Origin of the sequence: Sandaracinomonas limnophila (assembly GCF_004005965.1) — a bacterium.
GTDB lineage: Bacteria > Bacteroidota > Bacteroidia > Cytophagales > Spirosomataceae > Sandaracinomonas > Sandaracinomonas limnophila.
Genome location: NZ_SACY01000002.1, coordinates 329,999 through 344,643 on the forward strand (window position 1 = coordinate 329,999; position 14,645 = coordinate 344,643).

The window sequence follows — 14,645 nt, forward strand, 5'->3', positions numbered from 1 at the left end:
TTAAAATTAACCAACGCGTGGGCATCTTTCAAATACCTGGTTGGGGTTAAACAAAAAACGATAGGTAATATATGTTTTATCATTTGTGGCACCTAATTGCGACACAAATCGTAACATCTTCGGATTAAAATCGCCTATCCAGTTCATATCCATAGTTTTGTACGGATAATATGGATTTTCACGGGCAACTTGTCGAAATCTCAATGCAATTGCCGACTCCACTCCTTTTCCTTGGTGCTCGGGTACAACTCCAAAAATAACCCCACAAGCTCTTGTTAGCACTCCTTTGGCCTTCAGCAACAAAAATTTAATCATTCCAAACACATTTAATTTCCCATTTAAATGCTTAACGATTTGATTCAAATCTGGAATAACTATGAAAAATGCGACTGGATCGCCCTCTTTGGTATAGGCAAACCACAAAAGCTGCTCGTCAATGATTGGCTTCATTTTTTTAACCAGTTTTTGTGCCTGCTCGGAAGACATGGCTTTCACACCAGGAAATTTTGCCCAGGCCGCATTAAAAATTATTTTAAAATCTTCTGCATATTTAGGCAAATTTGATTTCTCAATTTGTTGAAAATAATAATCGGGATTTTCAAAAATTCTTCTTGCTTTTTCTTCAACAGCGGCAGTTACATTCGGATGACTAATTGACGAAACAAAAACCAATTGCTGGAAATAATCTTTAAATCCGTATTTCTCAAAAAAATCGATGTAATATTTCTTTGTCCAAGGCATCTTATAGGTGGGTTCAAACTCCCAACCCTTGACCATCAATCCCCAAAAACTATCCCTTTCACCAAAGTTTATCGGACCATCCATGGCTTCCATTCCCCTTTCCTTTAACCAATCTCTGCAGGCATCAAATAGGATAAAAGCGGCTTTTTCGTCTTCAATACACTCAAAAAAACCCATTCCCCCTACAGGAATTTCTCCTACTTTTGCCTCCTTGCCATCATGAAAAGCTGCTACACGACCAATTACATGTTCATTTTCATCGAATAATAGCCATCGAATAGCCTCCCCCTTTTCAAGGTGTGGATTTTTTTGAGGGTCAAAAATGGATTGAATGTCATTATCCAGCGGTCTAATCCAATTTGCATCATTTGCATAAAGTTCCACAGGGAATTCTATGAATTTTTCTTGCAATTTTTTATTATCACCTATTTCTTGAAGACGCATATTTCTGAATAATTCTACAAAGATAAGTGATTATCTGCTGATTTTTTGGCAACGTAAAAAGAATGAATTAATTTTAATTCTTGTACACCTAATTTAGGTACAAGGTTTAGAAAATAACATGCAAGCATTAAAGATTTACAACACGTTAAGTAGGGAAAAGGAATTATTTGAACCTTTAAATGCACCCCATGTTGGGATGTACGTTTGTGGGCCAACTGTTTACAATTATGTTCATTTAGGCAACCTCAGAACTTTTACTTCTTTTGATATTTTATATAGGTATTTAAACCATATTGGCTACAAGGTTCGTTATGTACGTAACATTACAGATGTTGGACATTTGGTGGGTGACGGTGATGAGGGTGAGGATAAAATTGGCAAAATGGCCAAATTGGAAAAATTGGAGCCAATGGAAATCGTGTATCGCTATACAAACGACTTTCACAATGTGTTAAGAACCTTCAATTTATTGCCCCCAAGTATCGAACCAACTGCTACAGGACACATCGTTGAACAAATTGAAACCACGCAAATCCTTTTGCAAAAGGGTTTAGCCTACGAGTCTAATGGCTCAGTTTATTTTGATATTGAAGCCTATAACAAGCAAGGGGGAGATTACGGCAAGCTTTCAGGAAGAATTTTAGACGATTTATTAACAGAAACCCGCGATCTTGATGGGGTAGGTGAAAAACGGAATCCATTGGATTTCGCTTTATGGAAAAAAGCATCTCCGGAGCATATTATGCGTTGGCCTTCACCTTGGGGAAATGGTTTTCCTGGTTGGCACCTTGAATGTACTTGCATGAGTCACAAATATTTAGGCGCTCAATTTGATATACATGGCGGAGGAATGGACTTAAAATTTCCGCATCATGAATGTGAAATCGCACAGGCAAAAGGTGCTTATGACCAGGCTCCAGTTAAATATTGGATGCATACTAACATGTTGACTGTAAATGGTCAAAAAATGAGTAAGTCTCTTGGAAATTCATTTTTGCCGTCGGAATTAATCGCTGGGTCACATCCTTTATTAGACCAAGCTTATAGCCCCATGACGGTTCGATTCTTCATGCTGCAATCGCAATACAGAAGTACCTTAGACTTCTCAAATGATGCCCTAAAAGCAGCACAAAAAGGGTACAAAAGGCTGGCAAACGGTTTGAAAATAATTCGCAAAATGGAATTTGTTTCAGATGAGACCCTTGCATTTGATGACAAGCATTTGATCGAAATCAATCAGGCGATTCAAGGATTTTATGATGGAATGAACGATGATTTAAATACCGCAATTGGTATTGCACAATTGTTCAATTTGTTGAAAAAAATCAATCAGTTATATACAGGACAATTGTCATTGGCTATATTAGGTAAGGAAGGCTTTGAAAAATTAAAATCAAATTACATCACTTTAATGGAGGATGTATTGGGTCTAAAGGAAGAAAAGCCTGCTGATTGGGAAGCATTATCCAAAGGTTTATTAAGTTTATATAAAGATTTCAAATTCCACAAAAACTATGAAAAAGTTGATGAAATTAGAACTTATTTCAAAGAAATGGGATTGTTAGTAAAAGATTTAAAAAACACAACCGATTGGGGTTACGAAGAATAATATGTTCAGACAAATATCACCCACCGTTAAAAAATTACTAGGAATCAATGTTTTGATTTTCTTGCTAACCTCTACTGGCATTATTCCAGCTGACCTGTTGGCAATGCATTATTTTGAATCATCTGATTTCCATTTTTACCAAATTATCACCTATTTATTTGTCCATTCATCTCTGATGCATCTGATCAGTAATATGTTTGGATTGTATATGTTTGGTAGTTTATTGGAGCAGATTTGGGGAAAACAACGGTTTACCTTTTTCTATTTTTTCTGTGGAATTGGAGCGGGTTTATTATATATGGGAATTCAGTACTATATCGATTTTGCTGAATTGAGAAGAGCCACTAATTTGGCGCTTTCAGACCCAAATAGCCAGAACTTAGTAGATTATTGGACAAAATTTGGCAAAATACCCTTACCTGGCGGTTTTCCTAATGTACTACTGGTCAAACAAAATTATAACGAAATCGTTTCCTCTTCTATTTTAGGTGGGGCCTCTGGGGCTATTTTCGGAATTGTAATGGCCTTCGGTTATTTGTTCCCAAATTCAGAAATGTATTTATTTCCATTTCCGATTCCAATAAAGGCCAAATGGTTTGTAACTTTTTATGGTTTATATGAAATGTATGCGGGTATTGAGAATCAAACTGGCGACAATGTTGCCCATTTTGCTCACATTGGGGGTATGGTTTTTGCAGTAATACTTTTAAAAATTTGGGGGACCAAAAGAAATAATTTTTATTAATGAATTCGATATGGTATGACATAAAATCAATTTTCAATCATCCTCAACAAGGGATGATGAAAATTATTTTGGCCAATACCTTGTTGTTTTTAGTATTAATAAGTTCAAAAGTTTTTTACTTAATTAGTCAAAACATAGATTCGTTCCAAGGCTTACTACCATGGTTAATGCTGTCCAATCAATACGCTGAAGTGGCCCAAAAGCCTTGGACACTTCTAACTTATTTCTTTGTCCATTTAGAAATCTTTCATTTCATTTTCAACATGGCCATTCTTTATTGGTTTGGAACGATATTGAGCGATTTCATTACTGAAAGAAAAGTTGTACAATTGTATTTTTTAGGAGGCTTAGCAGGTGGTATTTTTTATTTATTAATTGGAAATAGTTTCAATTACTTCATTCAAAAAGGCCCAGGTTTATTAAACGGCGCATCTGCTTCAATTTATGCCATTGTTGTTGCAGCGGCAACCATCCGACCCAATTACCGAGTAGCTTTTCCTTTTTTAGGAATGATACCCATCAAATACATCAGTTTGTTTTATGTAATTTGGTCATTTATTGAAACAACCGGTGCAAATGCGGGAGGAAATTTGGCCCATTTAGGAGGGGCTATTTTAGGTGGATTGTATGGATATCAATTTCGAAGAAATTGGATAGTTTACAATACCCCTAAGAAAAAAGAAACCGTTTTCGTGGAAATACATACCCAAAAAACTACACAAAAATTTGAAAAACTTACTATGGAAGATACTGAAATTGAGGAAGATGAACTTAATCAAATTTTAGAAAAAATCTCCAAATCTGGTTATGAAAGTCTGAGCAAATTTGAAAAAAGACGCTTATTTAAAGCTAGTCAGAAAAACAATTAAGTAAAAATAGTACCTTTGTACCCTTTGAGAATTTAGATACACTATATGCAATTTCAAGCAGGTCCACTTTTGGGAAAAATTAACTCACCAGCTGATTTACGAAAATTAGCTTCTAAAGAGTTACCAGAAGTCTGCAAAGAATTGCGTCAATTCATCATCGACAATGTATCTGTAAATGGTGGCCATTTTGGAGCCTCTTTAGGTGTTACCGAATTAACTGTTGCTCTCCACTATGTTTTTCAAACTCCTGAAGATCAATTGGTTTGGGATGTTGGGCACCAGGCCTATGGTCATAAAATTATTACAGACAGAAGAGACGTTTTTCACACCAACAGATTATTGGGAGGAATTTCAGGATTCCCCAAACGTTCAGAAAGCCCATACGATGCTTTTGGGGTTGGACACTCGTCTACCTCTATTTCCGCTGCGCTGGGAATGGCAGTTGCCTCGAATTACAAAAAAGAATTCGAAAAACAACATATTGCAGTCATTGGCGATGGTTCTATGACAGCCGGCATGGCCTTTGAAGCCATGAATCATGCCGGTGATATTCCGAATAATTTATTGATTATTTTGAACGACAATTGCATGGCAATTGACCCAAATGTTGGTGCATTAAAAGAATATTTAACTGACATTCGCACCTCACATACCTACAATAAAATGAAGGATGATGTGTGGAATTTATTGGGTAAAATGTCGAAATTCGGCAAATCAGCACAGGAAATTGTCTCTAAACTTGAAAATGGATTAAAGGCATCTCTTTTAAAACAAAGCAATTTGTTTGAGTCTTTTAACCTACGCTATTTTGGACCCATAGATGGGCACGATGTAGAACATTTAGTTACCGTTTTAAAGGATTTAAAGGATATCCCAGGCCCCAAAATTTTACATTGCATTACCACCAAAGGCAAAGGGTACTCTCTTGCTGAAAAGGACCAAACCCTTTGGCACGCTCCAGGTAAATTTGATAAAATTACTGGGGAAATCCACAAAAAGGTTTCTGACAAGCCGCAAGCGCCGAAATACCAGGAAGTTTTTGGTAATACTATCTTAGAATTAGCTGAGAAAAATCCTAAAATTATGGGGATTACCCCTGCAATGCCATCTGGCTCCTCTTTGAATATCATGATGAAGGCTATGCCAGACCGTGCATTTGATGTAGGAATAGCTGAACAACATGCGGTAACTTTTTCAGCTGGATTAGCCACACAAGGCCTAACTGTTTTTTGCAATATTTATTCCTCATTTATGCAAAGGGCTTACGACCAAGTCATTCATGATGTATGCTTACAAAACCTACCGGTCATATTCTGTTTAGACCGCGCTGGGTTGGCAGGAGCTGATGGGGGAACGCATCATGGAGCCTACGATATCGCTTACATGAGGTGTATCCCAAACATGATTGTTTTTGCGCCTAGGAATGAAGAAGAGTTAAGAAACATCATGTACACTGCTTCTTTAGATTCATTTAAAGAATTGAAAAAAGCCATTACCATTCGCTACCCAAGAGGAGAAGGTGTTATGCCCGAATGGAAAACGGAATTCAAGTCTATCGAAATAGGAAAAGGTATTCAGGTTTTAGAAGGCGAAAAAATTGCAATATTAACCATGGGACACATTGGCAACCAAGCCCTAAAAGCCTGTGAAATGGTTGCTGATAAAGGAGTTCACCCGGCTTTATTTGATATGCGATTCGTCAAGCCTTTGGATGAAGAACTTTTACACCAAATTTTCACAACTTTTGAAAAGATAATTACTGTTGAAGATTCTTGTTTAACTGGAGGATTTGGGTCATCTGTTGCTGAATTTGCCATTGATAACCACTATTCAAAACCGATCACTCGCTTAGGTATTCCCGACCAAGTAATTGAACATGGCGAGCAATCTGAATTGTATAAAATCTGCGGTATCGATGCCGAAAATATTGCCAACACTATTTTAACATTGAAATAGTACTTTTCAAAGAAATTTTCCGTACCTTTGCACCTTAATTTGCCGAAGCTAAGGCAAATACTTTAAATTTTATCAAATAAATTTATGCAAAGCATACGCAACATTGCCATTATTGCCCACGTTGACCACGGTAAAACTACCCTAGTTGACAAGATTATTCACGCCTCTAAAATTTTTAGAGAAAACCAAGAATTTGGCGATTTAATCCTTGACAATAATGATTTAGAGAGAGAAAGAGGTATTACAATTGTTTCCAAAAACGTATCTGTACGTTACGGAGATGTAAAAATCAATATCATCGACACCCCAGGTCACGCCGACTTTGGAGGTGAGGTTGAGCGTGTTTTACGTATGGCAGATGGTGTAATTCTGTTAGTAGATGCTTTTGAAGGCCCCATGCCACAAACACGTTTCGTTTTATCAAAAGCAATTTCATTAGGATTAAAACCAATTGTTGTTGTAAATAAAGTAGACAAAGAAAACTGTCGCCCAGATGAGGTACATGAGCAAGTATTTGACTTAATGTTTAACCTTGAGGCAACAGAAGACCAGTTAGATTTCCCATGTTTATATGGTTCATCAAAACAAGGATGGATGAATACAGATTGGAAAGTTCAAACTGAAAATATTTTACCCTTATTGGATGCGATTGTAGAGCACATCCCTGCTGCCAAAGCAAGCGAAGGAACTCCACAAATGCAAATCACTTCACTAGATTATTCTTCTTTTGTTGGTCGTATTGCTGTAGGACGTGTAGAAAGAGGAACCTTAGAAGAAAACATGCAAATTGCATTATGTAAAGCTGATGGTTCTATCAAAAAGATGCGAATCAAAGAATTACATGTTTTCGAAGGACTTGGAAAAGTGAAAGTTTCGTCTGTTTCTGCAGGTGAAATTTGTGCGGTTACGGGTATTGAAGATTTCGAAATTGGTGACACCATAGCAGATGCTGAAAACCCAGAGCCTTTGGATCGTATCGCAATTGATGAGCCAACAATGAACATGTTGTTTACTATCAACAACTCTCCATTCTTTGGCAAAGAAGGTAAATTTGTAACTTCTCGCCACTTAAGAGACCGTTTATTCAAGGAAACTGAGAAAAACTTAGCCTTAAAAGTTATTCCTACTGAAAGTGAAGATAAATTTTTAGTATTTGGTCGTGGTATTCTTCACTTGTCAGTTTTGATTGAGACGATGCGTCGTGAAGGTTACGAATTACAAGTTGGACAACCACAAGTTATTTACAAAGAAGACGAAAATGGTCAAAAATTAGAGCCAATTGAGTCGCTTGTAGTTGATGTACCAGATGAGGTTGCTGGAAAGGTAATTGAATTGGCTACACAAGGAAAGGGCGAATTGTTGATAATGGAGCCAAAAGGCGACTTACAACATTTAGAATTCAACATTCCATCTCGTGGTTTAATTGGATTACGTTCTAAAGTATTAACTGCAACTTTTGGGGAGGCAATCATGGCACACCGTTTTATCAGCTATGAACCATTCAAAGGTGCTATTCCTGGCCGTATCAATGGTTCATTAATTTCTATGAACACTGGTTCAGCAGTTCCTTATGCAATAGATAAGTTACAAGATCGTGGAGTTTTCTTTATCGATCCAGGAGAAGAAGTTTATACGGGTATGGTAGTTGGTGAGCACAATCGCCAAAACGATATCGAGGTTAACCTTCAAAACTCTAAAAAGTTGACCAACATGCGTGCATCTGGTTCAGATGACAACGTGAAGATTGCTCCAAAATTGAGCTTCTCTTTAGAAGAGTGTATGGAATTTATCCAAAAAGATGAATACCTTGAAATCACTCCAAAATCTCTTCGTATGCGTAAAATCTATTTGGATGCAAATGAGAGAAAGAGATATGAGCAGAAGAATAGTTAAAAATTAAAAGTTGAAAGTTCAACAAAGTCCGAAGGACTTTACTTTTAGTAGCCCGGGGTGAAACCCTGGGAATAAGAATAAGTAAAAAAACCCTGAACATACATTCAGGGTTTTTTTTATGTAATTTGGAACAAAATTTAAAAATTAAATGTTGCTACATTAAATATATATACAATGAAAATGAAAAATGTAGAAATGGTTGCCTCTCCAAGCGAACCGCACTATGTTGGAGATGGTTTTAGAGTTCATAATTTCATTCCAAGTTATTATGGATTAGATATGCAACGAATGAGTCCATTTATTATGATGGATTATAATTCAAAATTTCATTTTGGAGCTACAGACCGTCCAAGAGGTGTGGGTGTACATCCACATAGAGGATTTGAAACAGTTACAATAGCCTATCAAGGGAAAGTAGAGCATCATGACAGTGCTGGTGGCGGAGGAATTATTGGACAAGGGGATGTGCAATGGATGACCGCGGCAAGTGGGGTATTACATAAAGAATTTCATGAGAGTGAGTGGGCAAAAAAAGGAGGTATTTTCCAGATGGTTCAATTGTGGGTAAACCTTCCTGCAAAAGATAAAATGAGTGCTCCTAAATATCAGGCTATTGAAAACAAACAAATGACTCAGGTTTCTGTTGGTTCAAATGGAAGCCTAGTTGAGGTAATTGCTGGCGAGTATGAAGGACAAAAAGGGCCCGCTTCAACATTCACACCATTACACATGATGAATGCAAAATTGAAAAAAGAAGAAATAGCCAATTTCAATTTCCCAGCAAATTACAACACCTGTTTGTTAGTCATTGAAGGGGATATTCAAGTAAATAAAACGGAACATGCCCCAGAAAACCATTTTGTGCTAATGGCAAGAGATGGAGAAGATTTCTCAATTGAAGCCAATGAAGACGCAATTGTATTAGTTCTAAGCGGTGAACCCATAAATGAACCCATTGCGGCGCATGGCCCATTTGTGATGAATACACGACAAGAATTAATGGAGGCCTTCAACGATTTCCAGAACGGGAAATTTGGTTATTTGGCTGATTAATTGTGTACAAAATCGTATCCTGAATATGCATTTTTGAGGCAAAGGGCAACAAATGAGAAGAAAACCATCTTCTATCTTTTACAAAAGAATTTGTTGCCCATACAGCCATCTGTTTACCCCGAATTTGAACCTCAACAAATTCTTTCCTAAATACATACTTCCCAACAAATTTTTGGAGCTTTGGATCTGCATGCTTGTATTCATTTGTAAAGACAACGCATACAAGCATTAAATTGAACAAAAGCAAAAGATAGCTTTTTCTAAATTTAATCCAAAGTATCAAAAGAATTAAAAGTAAATAAAGAAAAACTACATCGTGTATTTCCATATCCAAAAAAGAATACACCGCTGACTTCAAATGAGCAAAAAATAGCATAAATTGATGCATTTTAGCATATATCCAATCGGCAACAAGGCCCATCCACTGATTTAAAATAGTTAAATTAAAAAACAAAAAGGGACCATATACTGCCACTTGAAAAAAACTTATAAAAAGCGCCAAAGAGGACAATACCATTAAAAAAGGATTGATCAGAAGGTTTATCCACACATTTGGATACTGATGAAAATAATAAATAATCAATGGAAAGGTAAGTAATTGAGCGGAAATACCAACGGCAGTAGATTCCCAAAAAAAATAGGAAATTTTAATTAATAAATTAGTTTTTTGAGGTTGCCACAGATTCAAAATAGGTTTTTGAAAAAGCAGTAATCCCAACACGGCTACATACGAAAGTTGAAATCCAGTCTGGAATAAATCCTTGGGCTCAAATAGCAACAAGAGAAAACAAGAACTTGCCAAAAGATTTAAACTATTAATATTTTGCCGGAAATATTTTCCTAAAAGCAAGATGGTAAAGGTTGAAGTTGCCCGTAAAACTGGCGCAGAAAATCCTGTAACACCAGCATAAAACCATAGTAGAGCCAATAAAAACAATAAACACAACAACTTTGAGGATGGAAACACCTTTTGAATAGCCGCAAAAATTGCATTCAACAAGGCAAATAACAAGGCTAAATGCATGCCAGAGACAGATAAAATATGTATGGCCCCTAAATACGAATAGGCTTCTTGTAATTCTGCATCAATCCCTTGCGTTTCTCCTAAAACCATTGCCTCTGCAACCTCTCTATTTTCTATGGTAGGCATTGTAGATAAGGCGGAGATTCCAAAATTTTGGTATTTTTTCAAAAAATCTTTAAAATTAACCCTTTCAAGGGGTTGAATAATTTTTTGATTTTTAGCATGCATAAAAACATAACCAACAATACCTTTATCCTTGAAATAAATGCCCCAATCTTTTTCAAAGGGAAAAACAGGCTTTTCAAAATCGCGAATAGTATCTGCTAGTAAATAAATCTGCCCTACCCTTGGCCCTTTGATTTTTTTACTGAAATAGCATTTTATTTTCCATACTCGCTCCTCTAAAAACCATCGCTTATTTTTTCTATACTGGGTTATGGTAGCCACTGTTTCCCAAGATTTTGGTTTGCTTTTACTTGGTTCATCAACCCGAATAACCAAAGCATCAATACCTTTGGGACTTAATCTGTTCTTTTCAAAAGAAGGTTGATTGAAAATAATTGAAAGAATAAACAAACCCAACAAAAGAAATAAACTTTCAAAAAGAAGTTTGTAAAAAATCCCATAAAGCAAAATAAAGAAAGTTAGGAACCCAAGAATCACCCATAATTCCAGTTGATCTAAAAATTTACAGGCAAATATTCCGATAATCCAAACAATAAGTACCCGCAACATGGGGCAGGAAATAAAGAGATTTTTCACGGTTAGGCATTTTGCCTAAAGGTAAAATTTTTTCTGTTTGATTAGCGCAATTACCTTATCAGGTAGTAGATATTTTATAGACCTTTCCTGCTTGATGCAATCACGAATATAAGTAGCAGAAATATGCAAAAAGGGCGCCTGAATGACCTGAACTGAAGAATGATCCCACAAATCAGACTGTTTTTTCTCTCCGCGTGGGTAAACGATTAGCCCAAAATAATCAAGAATCTTATCAAAGTTTTTCCAACTTTTAAAACTTTCCAAATTATCTCCTCCCATTATCAGTCGAAATTCATGTTGGGGATATTTTTCAGAAAGGTGTGCAAGCGTATCTATTGTGTAAGACGGCCTGGGCAAATTAAATTCAATATCACAAGATTTAAATTGGTATTGATCTGCAATTGCCACATCCACCATATCCATACGGTCAAACTCGTGCAATAAGGAACTAGATTTTTTGTGGGGATTTTGGGGAGAAATGACAAACCAAATTTGTTGACAATCTGTTTGGTTCAACACCGCTTGTGCCACCATCAAATGTCCGTGATGAATGGGATTAAACGAACCAAAAAATAAGCCAATCTTCATTAGTCTTGTATAAAATCCTCTAGAATTTGTTGGGCTTTTGCTATGGTATCATCCAATTTATCATTTACTAAAATCAAATCAAAATTAGGGGCAAATGATAATTCATAATTCATTTTATCAATTCGTTTCGCTAAAGATTCTTCTGATTCAGTTCCTCTATCTCTCAATCTTTTTTCCAATTCTTCAACACTTGGTACACGGACAAAAACTGCTAATGCCTGATCTTTGTAATATTCTTTTAAGGCAAGTCCACCTTTAACATCAACGTCAAACAGAACTGTTTTTCCTAAAGACCATAAACGTTCTATTTCAGATTTCAAAGTCCCATAATAAGTACCTGGATAAACTTCTTCCCATTCTGCAAAAGCATTTTCAGAAATTTTTTGACGAAAATCTTCTGCGGTCAAGAAATAATAATCTCTTCCATGCTGCTCATGTGCACCTCTGGGTTGACGCGTACAAGCAGAAATAGAAAATCCAAGATGTGAATTTTTGCTTAGAAGCTCCCTAACAATTGTTGTTTTACCTGAACCGGAAGGGGCTGAAAAAATAATTAATTTACCGTCCAAATGTTATTTATTTTGGTCGCAAAATAAAGGAATTAAAATGGAAATTATGGCAAGAAGAATAAAAAGTTTTGCCTTTATGGATTTGAATAATTCATCAGGACATTTAGATCTACATTTTTCTTTTATGGCCTTTTTCAAAGATTGCTCTAATTGGTAGCCTTCTTGGCAAGGCAAGCATTGCTCTTTTTTATTCAAAAAAAGTTGTTCCTCTTCTGCTGTCGCTTCTTTATCAATGATCCTTTGAATCAATTGCATACAGTCTCCCTGATGTTCACAATGCTTTTTCATTTCTGGATTTTTATTAGTCAACATACAAAAAGTTTAAAAAGTTCCGTTGGCTGACAAACTGTCAGTCTGATACCCTCTTTTCTTCGCATAAGAAGCCAAAGTATCCTTTAAAATGGCTCTACCTCTATGCAAACGGGAGCGAACCGTACCAATTGGGATATTTAAAATCTTTGCCATTTCCTCATAACTAAAGTCTTCTAAATCACAAAGAATGATTATCATTCTGAAATCGACAGGTAAAGCTTGAATGGCCTTTGTGATTTCATCCCCCATCATTTCATTTACTGTTTCAGCCTTTAAGTCGGCCTGAAATGCAGGTTCTGCATCTTCTTCTCCAACATAAGCCTGCTCTACCCATTCAAATTCAACTTTTGAAGGTCCTCGCGACTTTTTGCGGTAATCGTTAATGAAATTATTCTTTAGAATTCTGAACAACCAGGCCTTTGCATAAGTACCAGGTTCAAAAGAGCCAATGAAGCGATAGGCCTTTAAACAGGTATCCTGAACTAAATCATGTGCATCTTCCTCATCATTGGTAAGACGCAAGGCAAAATTATACATTGCATCTAGATGAGGCATAAACTCCTTTTCAAACAAGGCTTTGGCCTTTTCAGGAGCAATGGATTTTTCTTCCACTTCTAAAATGTCTATCGGAGTATCCATTTATATTTTCTTTGTTACAATAACGTGAAATTATTCTAGCAATTATATGCCCAAAGGTAGAAATAAAAAATAACTGACAAAAAGGCTAATTATTCGGTTGAAAACAGCTCAATTAAAAGGAAGGTCACAAGGCCTAACAATGTACTTAAAAAGATTTTAAGCAAACTTAAACCCAACAAGGAAGGATCGAAGGCTTCTAAAATGAATAAAACAGAATGGTGAATGAATAACATGATACTTACATAGGGTAAATACCAAAGCCAGGTCATTTCGCGCAAACTCACCTTACTTCTTTCGTCGTAGCCATTGGCAGGGGTTAACATTTTGAAAATAAGTGGTCGCAAATAGGCAATTAGCACCAAGGAAAATGCATGTAAACCATGGGTATCGTAAAACCAATCTACTAACCAACCTGCCAGAAAACTTAAAAAAACCAATAAATTTCGATTGGTAAAAATTGGCGCCTTGATAACTATATAAGTATAAAGAAACAAAAAGGCCTTTCCTCCAATCCCAAGGTCCCTCAATAAAAAAATCTGAGCTAAAAGCACCAGCAAATAGACCAAAATATTCTTTATATTTCCTTTTAAGTCCATTTTATTCTGATTTAGGAATTGCCTCCTCTAATTTTTGTTGTTGAGAAATAAGCGTATTTTTAACAACATACACATATTGAAGGGTATTAAATTTGGTAAACAATAGCACCTTTATATCATGGAAATTTCCATCATCTTTAATGCCCAATTTGGCAACCACCCCAATTGGAATGTCGCGAGGAAATACAGAATTATAATCGGATGTCACAATGGTATCTCCTTTTGAGACTTTTTTGTATTTGGAAACATCCATAAAGTCAACCACTTCGGGTTGCCATCCAGACCATTTGACGAAACCTAATTCACCATTTTTCTTGATTTTACCAGATACGGAATTGATAGTGTTCAACACAGAAATCACTAATGATAGATTTTCGGTACATGAAATCACTTTCCCAACAATTCCTGTAGAAGAAATTACTGCCATTCCGGGCCTTATGCCATCACGAAATCCTTTGTCGATGGTAAGGTAGTTTTGACTCGCATGGGTACTTTGAACAATTATTTTGGCTGCAGATAACTGATACTGCCTTAAAACAGCCTGACTAGCAAAATAGGGCAATTCGCTGGGAGCATTTTGTTTGTTCCGCAATTGAAACAATTCATTTTGCAAACGAGCATTTTCCTGGGAAAGGACCTCATTAACTTCTAATAAATTGTGATAGGTTTTAATTTTTTCAACCTGACTCAACAAATTAGCTGCGAAAGAATTGCTTGTATTAAAATAGAAAGCGTGTTGGTAATTGTTATAGGTAAAAACTGCCCCAATACTTATTAATTCCAATACAATAAACAAAAAGAACCCTCTTTGTCTAATAAGGAATTGTAGTAATTGGTACATATTT

14 protein-coding genes are annotated in these 14,645 nt (G+C 36.1%); 6 read left to right on the plus strand and 8 right to left on the minus strand.

All coding sequences use genetic code 11. The features are described from left to right. Nucleotides 1-6 precede the first annotated feature (6 nt). Nucleotides 7-1,185 carry a hypothetical protein gene (locus EOJ36_RS05045; protein WP_127802993.1) on the minus strand — a complete coding sequence of 393 codons (1,179 nt, stop codon included), beginning with the start codon at nt 1,183-1,185 and terminating at the stop codon, nt 7-9. A gap of 118 nt (nt 1,186-1,303) precedes the next feature. On the opposite strand from EOJ36_RS05045, the gene cysS reads away from it, so the two are divergent. From cysS to EOJ36_RS05075, 6 genes are all read left to right on the plus strand, one after another. Beyond that, on the plus strand, nt 1,304-2,794 hold the full coding sequence (cysS, locus tag EOJ36_RS05050) for a cysteine--tRNA ligase (RefSeq protein ID WP_127802995.1): 1,491 nt from the start codon (nt 1,304-1,306) through the stop codon (nt 2,792-2,794). Nucleotide 2,795: 1 nt separating this feature from the next. Further along, the gene (locus tag EOJ36_RS05055) at nt 2,796-3,539 is read left to right on the plus strand and encodes a rhomboid family intramembrane serine protease (protein WP_127802997.1); all 744 of its coding nucleotides are present in this window, start codon (nt 2,796-2,798) and stop codon (nt 3,537-3,539) included. Beyond that, a complete protein-coding gene (locus EOJ36_RS05060) occupies nt 3,539-4,408 on the plus strand; it encodes a rhomboid family intramembrane serine protease (RefSeq protein ID WP_127802999.1) in 870 nt (289 codons plus the stop codon). Before EOJ36_RS05055 ends, EOJ36_RS05060 begins: the two co-directional genes overlap by 1 nt. Nucleotides 4,409-4,453: 45 nt before the next feature. Further along, the gene (gene dxs, locus EOJ36_RS05065) at nt 4,454-6,364 is read left to right on the plus strand and encodes a 1-deoxy-D-xylulose-5-phosphate synthase (RefSeq protein ID WP_127803001.1); all 1,911 of its coding nucleotides are present in this window, start codon (nt 4,454-4,456) and stop codon (nt 6,362-6,364) included. 84 nt (nt 6,365-6,448) lie between these two features. Then, nucleotides 6,449-8,257, plus strand: coding sequence for a translational GTPase TypA (typA, locus tag EOJ36_RS05070; RefSeq protein ID WP_127803003.1), 1,809 nt, complete (start codon nt 6,449-6,451; stop codon nt 8,255-8,257). Nucleotides 8,258-8,437: 180 nt separating this feature from the next. After that, nucleotides 8,438-9,310 (plus strand): pirin family protein, encoded by an 873-nt coding sequence (locus EOJ36_RS05075; RefSeq protein ID WP_238944411.1) that lies wholly within the window; start codon nt 8,438-8,440, stop codon nt 9,308-9,310. Here EOJ36_RS05075 and EOJ36_RS05080 read toward each other — a convergent pair. The 7 genes from EOJ36_RS05080 to mreC all read right to left on the minus strand — a co-directional run bounded on the left by EOJ36_RS05080 (nt 9,267) and on the right by mreC (nt 14,641). Continuing rightward, nucleotides 9,267-11,096: a ComEC/Rec2 family competence protein gene (locus EOJ36_RS05080; protein WP_127803007.1), complete on the minus strand. Its 1,830-nt coding sequence runs from the start codon at nt 11,094-11,096 to the stop codon at nt 9,267-9,269. The genes EOJ36_RS05075 and EOJ36_RS05080 overlap by 44 nt on opposite strands. A 15-nt stretch (nt 11,097-11,111) precedes the next feature. Beyond that, the gene (gene nadD / locus EOJ36_RS05085; protein ID WP_127803009.1) at nt 11,112-11,684 is read right to left on the minus strand and encodes a nicotinate (nicotinamide) nucleotide adenylyltransferase; all 573 of its coding nucleotides are present in this window, start codon (nt 11,682-11,684) and stop codon (nt 11,112-11,114) included. Then, the gene (gene gmk, locus EOJ36_RS05090) at nt 11,684-12,253 is read right to left on the minus strand and encodes a guanylate kinase (RefSeq protein ID WP_127803011.1); all 570 of its coding nucleotides are present in this window, start codon (nt 12,251-12,253) and stop codon (nt 11,684-11,686) included. Before gmk ends, nadD begins: the two co-directional genes overlap by 1 nt. 3 nt (nt 12,254-12,256) lie before the next feature. After that, entirely contained in the window at nt 12,257-12,541 is a 285-nt protein-coding gene (locus tag EOJ36_RS05095; protein WP_127803013.1) for a hypothetical protein, read from the minus strand. Nucleotides 12,542-12,574: 33 nt separating this feature from the next. Continuing rightward, nucleotides 12,575-13,204 (minus strand): sigma-70 family RNA polymerase sigma factor, encoded by a 630-nt coding sequence (locus tag EOJ36_RS05100; RefSeq protein WP_394342706.1) that lies wholly within the window; start codon nt 13,202-13,204, stop codon nt 12,575-12,577. An 89-nt stretch (nt 13,205-13,293) separates the two neighbouring features. After that, nucleotides 13,294-13,800, minus strand: a complete 507-nt coding sequence (locus EOJ36_RS05105) for a hypothetical protein (RefSeq protein WP_127803015.1) — start codon at nt 13,798-13,800, stop codon at nt 13,294-13,296. Between the two features lies 1 nt (nt 13,801). Beyond that, on the minus strand, nt 13,802-14,641 hold the full coding sequence (gene mreC, locus EOJ36_RS05110) for a rod shape-determining protein MreC (RefSeq protein ID WP_127803017.1): 840 nt from the start codon (nt 14,639-14,641) through the stop codon (nt 13,802-13,804). Between the last annotated feature and the right edge of the window lie 4 nt (nt 14,642-14,645).

Coding starts and splice junctions, on each gene's coding strand:
- EOJ36_RS05045 (WP_127802993.1), bottom strand. CDS start 1,185: ATGCGTCTTCAAGAAATAGGTGATAATAAAAAATTGCAAGAAAAATTC.
- cysS (WP_127802995.1), top strand. CDS start 1,304: ATGCAAGCATTAAAGATTTACAACACGTTAAGTAGGGAAAAGGAATTA.
- EOJ36_RS05055 (WP_127802997.1), top strand. CDS start 2,796: ATGTTCAGACAAATATCACCCACCGTTAAAAAATTACTAGGAATCAAT.
- EOJ36_RS05060 (WP_127802999.1), top strand. CDS start 3,539: ATGAATTCGATATGGTATGACATAAAATCAATTTTCAATCATCCTCAA.
- dxs (WP_127803001.1), top strand. CDS start 4,454: ATGCAATTTCAAGCAGGTCCACTTTTGGGAAAAATTAACTCACCAGCT.
- typA (WP_127803003.1), top strand. CDS start 6,449: ATGCAAAGCATACGCAACATTGCCATTATTGCCCACGTTGACCACGGT.
- EOJ36_RS05075 (WP_238944411.1), top strand. CDS start 8,438: ATGAAAAATGTAGAAATGGTTGCCTCTCCAAGCGAACCGCACTATGTT.
- nadD (WP_127803009.1), bottom strand. CDS start 11,684: ATGAAGATTGGCTTATTTTTTGGTTCGTTTAATCCCATTCATCACGGA.
- EOJ36_RS05095 (WP_127803013.1), bottom strand. CDS start 12,541: ATGAAAAAGCATTGTGAACATCAGGGAGACTGTATGCAATTGATTCAA.
- EOJ36_RS05100 (WP_394342706.1), bottom strand. CDS start 13,204: ATGGATACTCCGATAGACATTTTAGAAGTGGAAGAAAAATCCATTGCT.
- EOJ36_RS05105 (WP_127803015.1), bottom strand. CDS start 13,800: ATGGACTTAAAAGGAAATATAAAGAATATTTTGGTCTATTTGCTGGTG.
- mreC (WP_127803017.1), bottom strand. CDS start 14,641: ATGTACCAATTACTACAATTCCTTATTAGACAAAGAGGGTTCTTTTTG.